Here is a 13,255-nt window from a genome sequence, read left to right on the forward strand (position 1 = left end):
AGTCAGTCTATCTTTTTTGATAAAAGAATGTATCCGCGGGAGAAAGGCCGAATTTCTCCGGATTGAAGATCTGCTCTGTGCTGCCGACAAAGAGAACCCCATTCTTTTTTAGGCTATGCGCCATTTTTAAGTACAACTCTTCCTTTGCGTTTTCTGTAAAATAAATAAAAACATTGCGGCACACGATCAAATCAAAGTCTTGCTCGTAGCGATCCGCAAGCAGATTATGTTTTTGAAACCTAATGTTCTTCTTTATGTCATGTTTCACTTCATAGCTCTTATCAGCGTTTTGAGTAAAATAACGATCCTTCACAGAAGACGGCACTTCTTGCAAAGACCGCTCCTGATACACGCCTTTTTTGGCTTTTTCCAATGCCTTATCATCTATATCAGTCGCCAAAATCTGATAGCCTGGGAGCCCTTTCTGCTGATCTAAAATCATTGCGAGCGTATAAGGCTCCTCCCCTGTAGAGCATGCCGCGCTCCATATTTTTAAAGGCTTTGAATGTTTGATTAAAGGCAAAATAGCTGTTTCAAGAACTTCCCATCTTTTATAATTTCGATAAAATTCTGAAACATTAATCGTCATTCTGTCCAATGTTTCATTTAAAAGCGCCTGATCCTTTTCTAATGCGACTGCAAAATCCTTAAAACTTTGAAAACCTTTTTTCTCATAAAGAGATGTCAGCCTTCTCTTCATTTGCGCTTCTTTGTATAAAGTTAAATCAACTCCGGTTAATTGCTTCCATTTGGTTGTAAATACGCTGTATGTATCCATCTCTTCTCTCCCAGTCTCGCTGTCTTTTGTCCTAGTATAGCTTGTTTTATCAGGAAATTGTATTGTTTCAAATAAAAAAATCAGCTTTTCAGCTGATTTCAGATGATTGGTAAAGGCAGGGGTGGATCCCCTGCCGTTTAACCATATATTCAAGTCAATGTAAACCTTTACAAAAAAGCCGGAACCGACGGAGTGCAGATGCCGGCTCTTCTCTCGGCTTTTTCAGCAATGATTAATAGATCCAGCCTGTCATGAGTTGTTGATATGATACTAACTCTTCATCCTTAAAGAAAATATTAATCTCACGCTCAGCACTTTCCAGAGAATCAGAGCCGTGGATAATATTTTTTCCGACAAACATGCCGAAATCCCCGCGAATGGTGCCTGGCAATGCTTCTTTAGGGTTTGTTTTTCCAATCAGCTGCCTGGTCACTTCAACGACATTTTCGCCTTCCCACACCATCGCAAAAACTGGTCCGGAAGTAATAAACTCAACAAGTTCTCCAAAGAAAGGCTTCCCTTGATGTTCGGCATAGTGTTTCTCAGCCATTTGTTCAGTTACTCTCATCAGCTTTGCGCCAGCCAATTGTAAGCCCTTACGTTCGAATCTAGATAAAATTTCCCCGATCAGCTGCCGTTGGACACCGTCCGGTTTCACCATGATAAAAGTCTTTTCCATCACATTCTCCACCCCATCATATGTATGTATAGGCTTTCACATTGCACACCGAAATCGTAACATCTTTCAGATAATTAATCAATCCGGGGCGGAGAAATTTCTTAATATCTACAAAAAATTAAAATTTTCTTTTGCCGATATATTTTGCGATGGCTGCAAGAGAAGAACGCGCACGCCCTCTCGGAAGCGTGTTAAGTTTTTGGAAAGCTTTTTGCAGATACATCTCGCTCACTGCCATCGATGCTTCAATTGCATCTGTCTTTTTGATTTCTTCAATAATGGGCGCAAGCTGTTCTTGTGTCGTCTCGCTGTTAATTAATTTAAGCTGATTCTTTAAAGCTGGATTTTTTAATGCATATAGGACAGGCAATGTAACATTTCCTTGAAGCAAATCGCCTCCAACCGGTTTCCCCAGTTCTTCTTCAGTTGAAGTAAAATCAAGAATATCATCAATGATTTGATAAGACATGCCGACATAATATCCAAACCAGTAGAGCGCCTTATGAATCTTTTCTTCAGCTCCGGACGCAATAGCCCCCAGCTGGCAGCTGACAGCGATAAGAAGCGCCGTTTTTCTCTTTATGCGCCGCAGGTACGTTCTGAGATTCTGTTCCATGTTGTATTTGTCTTTGATTTGTTCAATCTCTCCAAGACACACTTCAACAATGGTCTGTGACAAAATCCGATGCGCTTTCGGTTCATTAATTCTCGTCATCATTTCAAGAGATCCGGCAAGCATATAATCGCCTGTATACATCGCAATTCGGTTATCCCATTTGGCTTTGATCGTCGGCTTTCCCCGGCGAAGCTCCGCATCATCAATGACATCATCATGAACCAATGATGCCATATGAATCATTTCCAGAGTGACAGCGACATATTTAATCTTATTGATATCGTAATCGCCAAACATGCCGGAAAGCAGAACGAAGACAGGCCGAATCCGTTTGCCTCCTGCCTGCAATAGATGAAGACCCGCCTCGCTCAAAAGCGGATAATCGGAGCGTACAGTTTGTTCAAGCTCCCTTTCAATTACATCAATATCGTCATTTAAAAAAGAGTAGGCCATTTTAAATTTCATATCATTCACCCAAACATCTGTGTTTTCATTTCCATCCGATATGCGTGGCTGCGACTCCGCCAGTAAACGAATGATATTTGACATTTTTCAGACCCGCCTCTTCAAACAGGCCTGCCAGTTCCTTCATACCAGGAAATTCTCTGGCTGACTCTTGGAGCCACGAGTATTCTTTATAGCTTTTCGCAAACAGCTTCCCGAAAAACGGCATAATATACTTAAAGTACATAAAATAAGCCTGTCTAAATCCAAACATTTCAGGCTGTGAGGTTTCCAGGCATACTACTTGTCCGCCAGGCTTCACCACACGTCTCATTTCTTTCAGTACGGTCAAATAATCCGGCACATTACGCAGACCGAAGCCAATTGTTACAAAATCAAATGTATTATCATCAAAAGGGAGCTCCATTGCATTTCCGTGCAGCAGTTCGATTTGACTGAAACCGCCGTCTTTTACTTTCTGTTTGCCGACGCTCAGCATGTTTTCGCTGAAATCCAAACCCTTTATTTCACCGGTTTTACCGGCTGCTTTTGCAAGAGCAATCGTCCAGTCAGCTGTTCCGCAGCAAACATCAAGAGCTTTGGCGCCTTCTTTTACACCCATGATGCGCATCGTTTTATCACGCCATTTTTTGTGCTGCTGAAAACTGATGACAGAGTTCATTTGGTCGTAGTTTTTATATATTTTTTCAAATACTCCGTGTACGCGCTGTTCTTTTGAGTCCTGCATAATGGTTACCCTTCTTCCACTTTCTGATGATAAGTTTGGTCTTGGCTGATTGTCTTCAGGCGGTTTAATAAAATTTGCTGAATAGGTGAGCTTAGAGGCAGAAGTGACTCAATGCTGTTCTTTGCTTTCTTAAAACACTCTTCCAGCATCTCTTCTTTTGTTTTCCCCAGCTGTATAACACTGCCGATCACATCTAAAAATGTATCATTTCCGGTCATAAGCCGCTTATATACAAAAAAATCACTCGATAGCTTCTTCCAGCGCGGGAGATTGAAATGTTCAGACACCCGATGGAATAAAGCTGATTCAACGATGCCGACACTTTCGAAAAAATGGTGTTCGTCCTTTACAGATCGGTCATACAGACGAATTTTATGTTCATTGATTTCTTTAATTGCTGTAGCGAGCGTTCTAATCATGTAGATATCCTTCATTTCAGATAGTAATGAATAGTACAGTCCGCTGAAATAATCGCCTGCAAGAACAGTCAATTGGCGGTTCTTGTTTTCGTCTCGTTTTATGACTCTGGCTGTCGTTACTTCATCATGGGTATCAAGGGCGCTTTGTACAAGCATCGCTGTTACAATATAATTTTCTCTGTCATTGTTTTTTATGTCGGCTTCCTCAAATAATGCATGAAAAAGAAGAAGCTTATCCTCATCGATCTTAGGCGCAGAAATATGCTTCGCTAAATAAGGATGAGACAGCTTTTGTTTTATTTTCGTGTTCAGATTGGCTAAAGTTCCGTAGATGTCTTGCAAAAATATCACCCTTGTCCCCAAATTCACATTTATTTCTAAATCATATGTATCAGTTTTATTTTGTCATAAGATTACGCAGGTATCATTATAGCATAAAAAAAACAAATTGGCTGTATCCTCCCGCTGTTTGCGAGCATTTGCTTTAAAACAGCGGGGACAGCCAGCTTATTTTTTTTCGCTTTTCATTTCTCCGTATGCGGTTTGAATGAGCGCCTCTCCTCTGACTTTAATGGCAGAAGTATGCTCTGTAAACTGAGCAATGATCACTTCTCCCTTGTCGAGTTTTTCGGAATGGTGAAACTTTGTGTCCGTTCCCCTTGTCAGGCCGATCACATTCACTCCATCCTCAATTGCTTTAATGACGACAAAATCGCTTGAATGCTTTTCGTTCATTTATAGCACCCTCTATCTTTATTAGTCCTGGCGTTTAATATGTTCCAATACTTCTGAACGTGCAGCAGCATCATCTTTGAAAATGCCTCTGACAGCTGAAGTGACTGTTTTGGCGCCCGGCTTTCTTACGCCCCGCATTGTCATGCACATATGCTCCGCTTCAACAACAACCATTACGCCATGCGGATCGAGCGTTTCTACGATGCTTTCTGCAATTGTAGAAGTGATGCGCTCCTGAAGCTGCGGACGCTTTGCAACTGCCTCAACGGCACGCGCCAATTTGCTGAGCCCTGTGACTTTTCCGCCCCGCGGTATATATGCAACATGTGCTTTTCCGTAAAAAGGAACAAGGTGATGCTCACACATAGAATGAAACGCGATATCTTTTACTAGGACAAGCTCCTCATGGTCTTCACCGAAGATAGTCTGGAAATGTTCTTTTGGATCTTCATTCAAGCCGGAGAATACTTCGGCATACATCTTTGCGACTCGTTTCGGAGTATCAAGAAGCCCTTCTCTGTTTGGGTCCTCTCCGATCGCTTCTAAAATTTGACGAACAGCTTGTTCGATTTGTTCTTTATTAACTTCTTTCATGTTCTGTGTCCTCCACCAATGAATACATTTAATTTCGATTCTAGCACACATGCCCCGCTAAAAGCAAAGTGAATGCACACGCTCCTAAAAAAATGAAAAGCCCCTTAAGAAGGGGCTTTTCTGTGAAGAAATAAAGTGTATGTAATCTAGATGCATACACGATCTATATTCACAATTATTTTCCGGCAACTGCGTCTTTAAGCGCTTTACCTGGTTTGAAAGCAGGTACTTTGCTTGCTGGAATTTCGATTTCTTCACCTGTTTGAGGGTTGCGTCCTTTACGTGCAGAACGTTCACGCACCTCGAAGTTACCAAAACCGATCAGTTGGATTTTATCACCGTTTTTAAGTGCATCTAAGATCGTATCAAAAACAGAGTCAACTGCTTTTGTAGCGTCTTTTTTAGACAATTCGCTTGCTTCCGCAACCGCATTAATAAGTTCTGTTTTGTTCATGCCTTTCACCTCCTCCCAAAAGGAATAAGCTCAGTTCGTTTATTATCATTTCTTCACAGTTCAGTCTGATTCTAAACCTGCCTGAGAAAAAAATCAGACAAGCAAGAGAAAGACAATTAAACGGCTTTTAAGAAAAACTGCACTCCAAGGAATGTTTGTCCATCAGAGTGAAGAATTTCTGTATGTAGAGTAACACATATAAAAAGCCATATCAAGCATTTTAAAGCGTCAATCCCTTGCTCGTCAAGGATTTAACGTGATTTATCGAACAAATATTCCTTTTTTTCCTTTTTTCATCCTATTCCTTGATCCTTTTCCAATATTAAGAGCAAAGAAAAAAGACCTCCTATTCTATAAAGAGGTCTTCCCGCATTACAGGATAATGGCGATTAAGCCGCCTGATCCTTCGTTTATGATTCTTTCTAATGTTTCTTTTAATTTATATCGTGCGTTTTCAGGCATCAGTGACAGCTTAGCCTGAATCCCTTCTCTCACGATAGAGCTGAGCGATCTTCCAAAAATGTCAGAGTTCCAAATTGAAAGCGGATCATCCTCAAAGTCCTGCATTAAGTAACGCACCAGTTCCTCGCTTTGTTTTTCAGTTCCGATAATCGGCGCAAATTCGCTTTCGACATCCACTTTGATCATATGGATTGACGGTGCGACAGCTTTCAATCTTACGCCGAATCTGGAGCCTTGCCGTATAATTTCCGGCTCATCCAGACTCATGTCAGTTAAAGCAGGCGCTGCAATGCCGTATCCCGTCTGTTTGACCATTTTTAAGGCGTCGGACACCTGGTCATATTCCGTTTTCGCATGGGCAAAATCCTGCATCAGCTCAAGCAGGTGGTCTCTGCCCCTGATTTCAACGCCAACCACTTCTTTTAGGATTTGATCATATAAATGGTCGGGCGCATACAAATCAATTTCTGCAACCCCTTGGCCGAGCTCAATCCCGGCTAATCCGGCACTTTCAATAAACTCAAACTCGCTGAATTGACCGACAACCCTGTCGACATCACGGAGCCGTTTAATATCCTTAACAGTTTCCTTCACTGATTCCTGATAGCTCTCGCGCAGCCAATGGTTTTCTTTCAGCACCATGACCCAGCTTGGAAGATTTACATTTACTTCAAGCACAGGAAACTCATAAAGAGCCTCTCTGAGAACATTCAGTACATCGTTTTCCCGCATACTTTCTACGCTCATTGCCAAAACAGGGATATCGTATTTCTCGCTTAAATCCTGGCGCATCGCCTCTGTCTCCGGGTGATACGGTTTTACTGAGTTAATGACCATAATAAAGGGTTTTCCGACTTCTTTCAGCTCTTCAATGACTCTTTCTTCTGCCTCTATATAGTCACTTCTGGCGATATCACCAATCGTGCCGTCTGTCGTAATAACCACTCCGATGGTCGAATGTTCTTGAATCACCTTCCGCGTTCCGATTTCAGCAGCCTCATGAAACGGGATCGGTTCTTCGTACCAAGGTGTATTAATCATCCGCGGGCCGTTTTCATCCTCGTATCCTTTTGCACCCGGCACTGTGTAGCCTACACAATCTACTAATCTTATATTGACATCGAGTCCGTCTGATACATGAACAGACATCGCCTGATTCGGAACAAATTTAGGCTCTGTAGTCATAATCGTTTTTCCGGCTGCGCTTTGAGGCAGTTCATCCTGCGCACGTGCCCGGTCTGCTTCATTACTGATATTCGGGAGCACCACAAGCTCCATAAATTTCTTAATAAACGTAGATTTCCCTGTACGGACAGCACCAACGACTCCTAAGTATATATCGCCTCCTGTTCGTTCAGCGATATCCTTGAAAATATCGACCTTTTCCAAGTGATCCCCTCCCGGACTTCCTATCCTTATCAATTTTATTAACCTTTTTCAATCAAACACAGGACACTATATGTGTATGACGTTGTCCTATTTCAATATGACATCTTCAGAAAATTTTCCATCCTTAATCTATTAAAGTATAAAAAAACCTTTCTCCCTATTTGTATGCAAGGGAGAAAGGTTCATTCCTTTTTTATATCATTTTCTAAAAAAACAGGTTCTTGTTTGTCATTAACGGTATATTTCACTGAAAATGCGGGAACGAAAGGCGTCTCTTCCCATATTATGTCCTGTATTTCCGTGCCGGGTTTAAAAGTTTTTTTGCTTTTTTTGAGACAGGAAACGAGCTCTGTCCGATAGTCGGCATAAATGTCTCCGTCTCCGTCAATCATAAGCGGCAGGGAGTTTCCTGAGATTGGGCTTGTGACAGAAAGAGAATCAGCCTCCCCTAGTTTTTTCCCATCAAGCGTAAACAAGTCACGCGCTAATACATCCTGATATGGTGGATATTTATGTTCTTGGCGGTACATTTGAACGCGTAATTTGATATCACGTATTTTTTCCGCCATCTTTACATCAATCAGTTTAACAGTCGGATTGTTCTCTACATCGACAAGCACGTATTGATAGTCTCCGCCGCTTTCATATGCCGTGCTTGGAGGTTCAGCCATATATCTCGGCGCTAAACGGTTAAAATCTATCGGATATTTTTGATAAAGCGGTGTTGACATATCTTTTGTTTGAATCGGAAGCAGTCCTCCGTTTGCCTTTTGAAATTCATCAACGGCTGATTGAACCAGCTTTAATTGGTCCTGATATGGAGTGGCTTGTACACTGCTTTTCCGCTCATGCGGATATAAACATCCAGATAAGAAAATCACTGCTACAAAAATCATAGCGCACTTCAGTTTACCCATACAGCACTTCCTTTTACAGCTTTATTCATTAACAGGGCCGCTGAATACCACCACAAATACAATAATTCCCGAAATCAATACACACATGTAAGCAAACGATGAAACCGCAATCTTCAGAAAACGGTTTCGGCATTTAAAACGGCTTAAATAGATGCATGCTACGGCCAGAAACATCAGCCCCATGGAACCAAGGGCAAACCACATTTTGATCAATGCCAGACTCAAATGACCCGCGCCCCCTCCGACATTTGTTTTGTAAGCGTTACATTTTATTTTAATATACAGCGCTTGAAAAGATCAACCAGATTTTCCATCCTTTGATAGAATAAAAAAACTGAAGCAAAGAGGGGGACTTTGCTTCAGTCAAATTGACTATATTCACCTACGTTTAAGAAACACTCTCTTGGACTTCGATGCTATAGTATGCGACTTTGCATACAGATGCATCCTCTCTTGCCTAAATCGGCAAAATGTTTCAGGAGATCCCAAGGCATGGGTATTCTTCTGTGTTTCGGGCTTTCGTGCAATTAGAATATGCGGAATTCTATTCCGTTGACACTTTTATTTAACTTGGTTATCAAATGTATTCACCAAGTCCTCCATCTCGTGGGTTTTCCCTCTCGCCATTAAGGATTCAACAGCGGTTTCTACCTTTTGTCCATTAAACAGAACTTGATGAAGGGCTTCTGTAATCGGCATTTGCACCTGATATTTTTCTGAAAGCTGGTAAGCCGCTTTTGTCGTGCGCACTCCCTCAACGACCATTCCCATTTCTTCGAGAACGTCCTCAAGCTTGTACCCTTTTCCGAGTAAATTGCCGGCACGCCAGTTTCTGGAGTGAACACTTGTGCACGTAACAATCAGGTCTCCGACACCTGTCAATCCGGAAAACGTTAGCGGATTCCCGCCCATTTTTGTGCCGAGTCTCGCAATTTCAGCAAGACCCCGTGTAATCAAAGCAGCTTTGGCATTATCGCCGTATCCTAAGCCGTCTGTGATGCCAGCAGCAAGGGCGATAATATTTTTCAAAGCGCCTCCGATTTCTACACCGATAATGTCAGGATTTGTGTACACCCGAAAATTGTGGTTTATAAACAGATCCTGCACCTCTTCTGCAGCCTGCATGCTCTTTGAAGAGGAAGTGACGGTTGTCGGATGCCGGAGTCCTACTTCTTCAGCATGGCTCGGCCCGGAGAGCACGACAATGTCCTTTCTGACATCACTCGGGAGCTCAAATTCCATAATTTCAGAAATACGCAGGAGCGAATCCGGCTCTATCCCCTTACTCACATGAACAAAAACTGCTTTTTTCGTCATAAAAGGCACTGCCTGTCTCAACACTTCCCGAATCGCTTTGGTCGGAACAGCAACTATGATGAAATCTGCGTCTGACACAGCTTCTTTCATATCTGTTGTCCCTTTCATAGTTGTAGGCAGCTTAACATTTGGCAAATAGTCTTTATTCTCATGTAGCTCATTGATTTGATGTATTAACTCTGCACGGTGAGCCCAAACGCATACTTCATTTCCGTTATCAGTTAAAACCAAAGCCAGCGCGGTTCCCCAGCTCCCTGCTCCAAGCATTGTTACTTTTTTCATTTTGATTCACACCTTTTTATTTTCTAGCTCTTGCAAATATTTTGATTGGTGTCCCCTCAAAACCGAACGCGTCTCTGATTCGGTTTTCTAAAAATCGTTCGTATGAAAAATGCATCAGTTCGGGATCGTTTACAAACACAACAAAACTCGGCGGCTTCACCGCAACTTGAGTCGCATAATAAATTTTCAAGCGTGACCCGTTATGAGTCGGTGTCGGGTTCATTGCCACCGCATCCATAATGATGTCATTTAAGACATTCGTCTGGACACGAAGTGAGTGATTTTCACTTGCTTTAATGATTGCAGGCATGAGCGTATGAATCCGTTTTGTCGTTAATGCTGACATGAACAGAATCGGTGCATAGTCAAGAAATTGAAAATGGTCGCGGATATTTTGTTCAAATTCTTTCATCGTGCTTTCATCTTTGTCAACAGCATCCCATTTATTCACTACGATCACGACAGCCTTGCCTGCTTCATGTGCATAACCCGCGATTCGCTTGTCCTGTTCGATAATGCCTTCCTCGCCGTCAAGCACCACCGCAACAACTTCAGAGCGGTCGATGGCTTTCAGCGCACGCAGCACGCTGTACTTTTCAGTCGTTTCATACACTTTACCTTTTTTTCTCATGCCGGCAGTGTCTACAATGACAAAATCCTGCTGGTTATAAGTAAATGTTGTATCAACGGCATCTCTTGTTGTTCCTGCCACGTTACTCACAATGACACGATCTTCGCCAAGAATCGCGTTTACCAGAGAAGACTTCCCTACATTCGGGCGTCCGATCAGGCAAAATTGAACGACTTCATCATCGTATTTTGTCTCAGGAATATTTTTGAAATGCTCCGCTGCGGCATCCAGTAAATCTCCGAGTCCCAGCCCGTGTGTTCCTGAAACCGGATACGGTTCACCAAAGCCCAGCGAATAAAAATCATAAATATTCGCTCTCATTTCTGTGTTATCCAGTTTATTTACCGCTAAAACAACAGGCTTTTTCGTGCGGTACAAAATTTTCGCTACTTCTTCATCAGCAGCAGTCACACCTTCACGGCCATTCACCATAAAAATAATGACATCCGCTTCATCCATGGCGATTTCGGCCTGCTCGCGTATCTGTGTTAGAAACGGCTCATCACCAATATCAATACCGCCCGTATCAATCAAATTAAAATCATAATTCAGCCATTCAGCCGAGCTGTATATCCGATCCCTTGTCACACCAGGGGTATCTTCTACTATTGAAATTCTTTCACCCGCAATCCGATTAAAGATTGTGGACTTTCCTACATTCGGTCTCCCGACAATGGCTACGACAGGTTTACCCATAGTACCCTTCCTTTCGATCCAGCCGCTTTCATTTTTACATAAATTCTCAACCGGTTATTTAAATCATCTCATTCACTTTTATGAAAAGAAACCCTTCAGAGGAAGGGCTTAACTCATTTATTATATCAGTTTTTACTGGGATCACAACTATTCTTAAAAATGTTTCACGATCAAATAAACATCTTCCCCAATTCTATGGGCAATTCCGTCAAGGATTGCCTCAAGGTTTTTAGCGAAAAGCTCCATCTCTTTTTGGTCATTACAAAAAAAGATGGGCGTTCCTCCTGAAGCACGGTCCCGGTTTGTCGTGATAACAGACAAAATCACTTTCGTCAGCGATTCACTCATCCTATCACCTTATCCTGTTTTTTGATAAATTCCGTAGGCATTCTGATCGCGTTTTCCAAGGTCGGAACATTGCTGATAATCTGAACAGCTGTTTCCGGGTGATGAATTTGCGGCAGGACAAAAACGCCCACTCTTCCGTCATTAAGATCCCGTTTCGCGATTGGCGTCAGGGACGGCTCTCCTGAGTCCCGATACACCCCCAGCACATTGGAGACATCAAATAAAATGGCCTGGCGCTGACCCAGGTTGGCAATGGTTGCAGCTGAATTAAAATTTTTAGGCGTTAAAATAAACCCCATGCCATGCTTTAAAATCAGCTCCTGTTTCTCCGGAAGTCCGATGTTCATCATATAAATATTATCTACAAACAGACCCGGCCCTTCGAAGTGAGGCTCTATGTACTCAATATCGACAATATCTTTCAATACACTGCCGGACATAAATTTCATTGCTAACAAAAAACAAACAACAGCGGTGATGACAGCAGCCCAGATTGAGAAAAACACGTACGCCGATGTTGTCAAAAGAGCAGTAAAAATTACGATATAATTTCTGCTTTCAAACGCAATGGCGATTCCTTCAATGTAAGTGCTTCCTCTTGAGACAAGTTCGTACGAATCCATTTGTGTCAGTGTATTCCGCTCCATATTTCTGACATCTCTGAATTGAGTGGCTGCAAGTGTCAAAAACGTGATGGCCGTAAACTCCTCCTGTAATAGCGCAGGCATAATAATTGCCCCTAACCCTGCCGCAATAAGCCCAAGTGCAATATGAATGACTTTTCCGTGAATATAGGTCGGATACTGACGGTAATCTGTTTTCAGCATATACAGCCTTGTGGCGACTCCTGCTACGACCCCTGCAATAATCGGATAGATGTAATCACTCATGACATTTTAGTAGCTCCTTTGTTTGATCTTTTGCCTCTCTGGCCAATTTGACTGGCGAGCTGTTCATATTTTGATATGCCAAACAGCAATATCGTTCCCGCAGAGCACGCGTTAAGCCATTGAAAACCTCCGACAGCCGTATGCCCTGCCAATTGTTGAATGACAAAAGAATACACCAGTTCGCCTTGGCACATTCCTAGAACATATAAGGCAAGCTGCATCTGAAAATCTCTTTCAACAGAAGCAGTCAAAAGCACACATAATACAACAGCGGTCCACTCAGGTTTTATGATGAACCAAACCGGATCATATAATGCAAAAAGATAAACAAACGCATACCCGGAAACAAGCGTCAGGTGCACCATGATATAGCGAAATCGTTTATACATCCCTAAATATCCGGCATAGACGCACCCGCAAACGAGAAACATCACGTACGCCGCATTCAGAGAAAAATATAAAGTAAAGTGATGTATGCTTAAGATGATATTAGTCAAAATAAATACTGAGACGGCAAAGCGCCTTTTCGTCTTTCCAAGAATAAAGGTTGTCAGCACCCACAAAAACCACATTGACCAATAATAATAAAATTGTTCCATATCGCTTCCTCCATACTCCCAGTATGGAGTCTAAACACTTTTTTTAAACAAACCGCTTCACGTAAAGGAGAATGATCATGGGAAAAGACAGACAGGAGAAAAAACTCAAGGCTTCGGGCAGAGTGGAATCAGACCGAGACCAATCGATTCACTATGACGGAGCCACCAGCCTTGAACAAAACGGCAAATTTAAAAAGCGTAAATCATAATACAAAAAGCCCAAAACTCACACCGTTTTGGGCTTTTCTTATACAGCT

Annotated in this window: 17 protein-coding genes; 1 reads left to right on the top strand and 16 read right to left on the bottom strand. The window is 42.2% G+C overall.

All coding sequences use genetic code 11. The annotated features are described in order from the left end of the window. Window positions 1-7: 7 nt before the first annotated feature. The 16 genes from cheR to P3L57_RS11435 form a co-directional block, all read right to left on the bottom strand. Window positions 8-778 carry a protein-glutamate O-methyltransferase CheR gene (gene cheR, locus P3L57_RS11360; RefSeq protein ID WP_059293691.1) on the bottom strand — a complete coding sequence of 257 codons (771 nt, stop codon included), beginning with the start codon at window positions 776-778 and terminating at the stop codon, window positions 8-10. Window positions 779-1,010: 232 nt separating this feature from the next. Further along, complete coding sequence (ndk, locus tag P3L57_RS11365) at window positions 1,011-1,460, bottom strand: nucleoside-diphosphate kinase (RefSeq protein WP_081638330.1); 450 nt, start codon at window positions 1,458-1,460, stop codon at window positions 1,011-1,013. A 115-nt stretch (window positions 1,461-1,575) separates the two neighbouring features. Further along, on the bottom strand, window positions 1,576-2,538 hold the full coding sequence (gene hepT / locus P3L57_RS11370; RefSeq protein WP_024121868.1) for a heptaprenyl diphosphate synthase component II: 963 nt from the start codon (window positions 2,536-2,538) through the stop codon (window positions 1,576-1,578). Between the two features lie 25 nt (window positions 2,539-2,563). Further along, window positions 2,564-3,265: a demethylmenaquinone methyltransferase gene (gene menG, locus P3L57_RS11375; protein ID WP_024121869.1), complete on the bottom strand. Its 702-nt coding sequence runs from the start codon at window positions 3,263-3,265 to the stop codon at window positions 2,564-2,566. Between the two features lie 5 nt (window positions 3,266-3,270). Further along, window positions 3,271-4,026: a heptaprenyl diphosphate synthase component 1 gene (gene hepS, locus P3L57_RS11380; protein ID WP_024121870.1), complete on the bottom strand. Its 756-nt coding sequence runs from the start codon at window positions 4,024-4,026 to the stop codon at window positions 3,271-3,273. Between the two features lie 165 nt (window positions 4,027-4,191). Beyond that, window positions 4,192-4,419: a trp RNA-binding attenuation protein MtrB gene (gene mtrB, locus P3L57_RS11385; RefSeq protein WP_024121871.1), complete on the bottom strand. Its 228-nt coding sequence runs from the start codon at window positions 4,417-4,419 to the stop codon at window positions 4,192-4,194. Between the two features lie 21 nt (window positions 4,420-4,440). Then, window positions 4,441-5,013, bottom strand: a complete 573-nt coding sequence (gene folE / locus P3L57_RS11390; RefSeq protein ID WP_010334745.1) for a GTP cyclohydrolase I FolE — start codon at window positions 5,011-5,013, stop codon at window positions 4,441-4,443. Window positions 5,014-5,188: 175 nt separating this feature from the next. After that, window positions 5,189-5,467, bottom strand: a complete 279-nt coding sequence (gene hbs, locus P3L57_RS11395; RefSeq protein ID WP_003153447.1) for a non-specific DNA-binding protein Hbs — start codon at window positions 5,465-5,467, stop codon at window positions 5,189-5,191. A gap of 372 nt (window positions 5,468-5,839) precedes the next feature. Then, complete coding sequence (gene spoIVA / locus P3L57_RS11400) at window positions 5,840-7,318, bottom strand: stage IV sporulation protein A (protein WP_010334746.1); 1,479 nt, start codon at window positions 7,316-7,318, stop codon at window positions 5,840-5,842. A gap of 182 nt (window positions 7,319-7,500) precedes the next feature. Then, window positions 7,501-8,235 (bottom strand): hypothetical protein, encoded by a 735-nt coding sequence (locus P3L57_RS11405; protein WP_059293690.1) that lies wholly within the window; start codon window positions 8,233-8,235, stop codon window positions 7,501-7,503. 21 nt (window positions 8,236-8,256) lie between these two features. After that, window positions 8,257-8,460 carry a DUF2768 domain-containing protein gene (locus P3L57_RS11410; protein WP_024121873.1) on the bottom strand — a complete coding sequence of 68 codons (204 nt, stop codon included), beginning with the start codon at window positions 8,458-8,460 and terminating at the stop codon, window positions 8,257-8,259. A gap of 336 nt (window positions 8,461-8,796) precedes the next feature. Further along, window positions 8,797-9,834: an NAD(P)H-dependent glycerol-3-phosphate dehydrogenase gene (locus tag P3L57_RS11415; protein WP_044155027.1), complete on the bottom strand. Its 1,038-nt coding sequence runs from the start codon at window positions 9,832-9,834 to the stop codon at window positions 8,797-8,799. A 16-nt stretch (window positions 9,835-9,850) separates the two neighbouring features. Further along, window positions 9,851-11,161 carry a ribosome biogenesis GTPase Der gene (gene der, locus P3L57_RS11420; protein ID WP_010334750.1) on the bottom strand — a complete coding sequence of 437 codons (1,311 nt, stop codon included), beginning with the start codon at window positions 11,159-11,161 and terminating at the stop codon, window positions 9,851-9,853. Between the two features lie 153 nt (window positions 11,162-11,314). After that, window positions 11,315-11,509: a capping complex subunit for YIEGIA gene (locus P3L57_RS11425; protein ID WP_069487302.1), complete on the bottom strand. Its 195-nt coding sequence runs from the start codon at window positions 11,507-11,509 to the stop codon at window positions 11,315-11,317. After that, window positions 11,506-12,399 carry a YIEGIA family protein gene (locus P3L57_RS11430; RefSeq protein WP_044155014.1) on the bottom strand — a complete coding sequence of 298 codons (894 nt, stop codon included), beginning with the start codon at window positions 12,397-12,399 and terminating at the stop codon, window positions 11,506-11,508. Before P3L57_RS11430 ends, P3L57_RS11425 begins: the two co-directional genes overlap by 4 nt. Next, window positions 12,396-12,998, bottom strand: coding sequence for a YphA family membrane protein (locus P3L57_RS11435; RefSeq protein WP_059336631.1), 603 nt, complete (start codon window positions 12,996-12,998; stop codon window positions 12,396-12,398). Before P3L57_RS11435 ends, P3L57_RS11430 begins: the two co-directional genes overlap by 4 nt. A 77-nt stretch (window positions 12,999-13,075) precedes the next feature. Between P3L57_RS11435 and P3L57_RS11440 the strand changes: the two genes are divergently transcribed. Continuing rightward, window positions 13,076-13,207, top strand: coding sequence for a YpzI family protein (locus P3L57_RS11440; protein ID WP_010334754.1), 132 nt, complete (start codon window positions 13,076-13,078; stop codon window positions 13,205-13,207). Window positions 13,208-13,255: the final 48 nt, after the last annotated feature.

It is taken from the genome of Bacillus sp. B28 (genome assembly GCF_029536185.1).
GTDB classification, from domain to species: domain Bacteria; phylum Bacillota; class Bacilli; order Bacillales; family Bacillaceae; genus Bacillus; species Bacillus halotolerans.

Coding starts and splice junctions, on each gene's coding strand:
- mtrB (WP_024121871.1), bottom strand. CDS start 4,419: ATGAACGAAAAGCATTCAAGCGATTTTGTCGTCATTAAAGCAATTGAG.
- P3L57_RS11435 (WP_059336631.1), bottom strand. CDS start 12,998: ATGGAACAATTTTATTATTATTGGTCAATGTGGTTTTTGTGGGTGCTG.
- der (WP_010334750.1), bottom strand. CDS start 11,161: ATGGGTAAACCTGTCGTAGCCATTGTCGGGAGACCGAATGTAGGAAAG.
- cheR (WP_059293691.1), bottom strand. CDS start 778: ATGGATACATACAGCGTATTTACAACCAAATGGAAGCAATTAACCGGA.
- hepT (WP_024121868.1), bottom strand. CDS start 2,538: ATGAAATTTAAAATGGCCTACTCTTTTTTAAATGACGATATTGATGTA.
- folE (WP_010334745.1), bottom strand. CDS start 5,013: ATGAAAGAAGTTAATAAAGAACAAATCGAACAAGCTGTTCGTCAAATT.
- P3L57_RS11415 (WP_044155027.1), bottom strand. CDS start 9,834: ATGAAAAAAGTAACAATGCTTGGAGCAGGGAGCTGGGGAACCGCGCTG.
- P3L57_RS11440 (WP_010334754.1), top strand. CDS start 13,076: ATGGGAAAAGACAGACAGGAGAAAAAACTCAAGGCTTCGGGCAGAGTG.
- P3L57_RS11425 (WP_069487302.1), bottom strand. CDS start 11,509: ATGAGTGAATCGCTGACGAAAGTGATTTTGTCTGTTATCACGACAAAC.
- hbs (WP_003153447.1), bottom strand. CDS start 5,467: ATGAACAAAACAGAACTTATTAATGCGGTTGCGGAAGCAAGCGAATTG.
- P3L57_RS11430 (WP_044155014.1), bottom strand. CDS start 12,399: ATGAGTGATTACATCTATCCGATTATTGCAGGGGTCGTAGCAGGAGTC.
- menG (WP_024121869.1), bottom strand. CDS start 3,265: ATGCAGGACTCAAAAGAACAGCGCGTACACGGAGTATTTGAAAAAATA.
- P3L57_RS11405 (WP_059293690.1), bottom strand. CDS start 8,235: ATGGGTAAACTGAAGTGCGCTATGATTTTTGTAGCAGTGATTTTCTTA.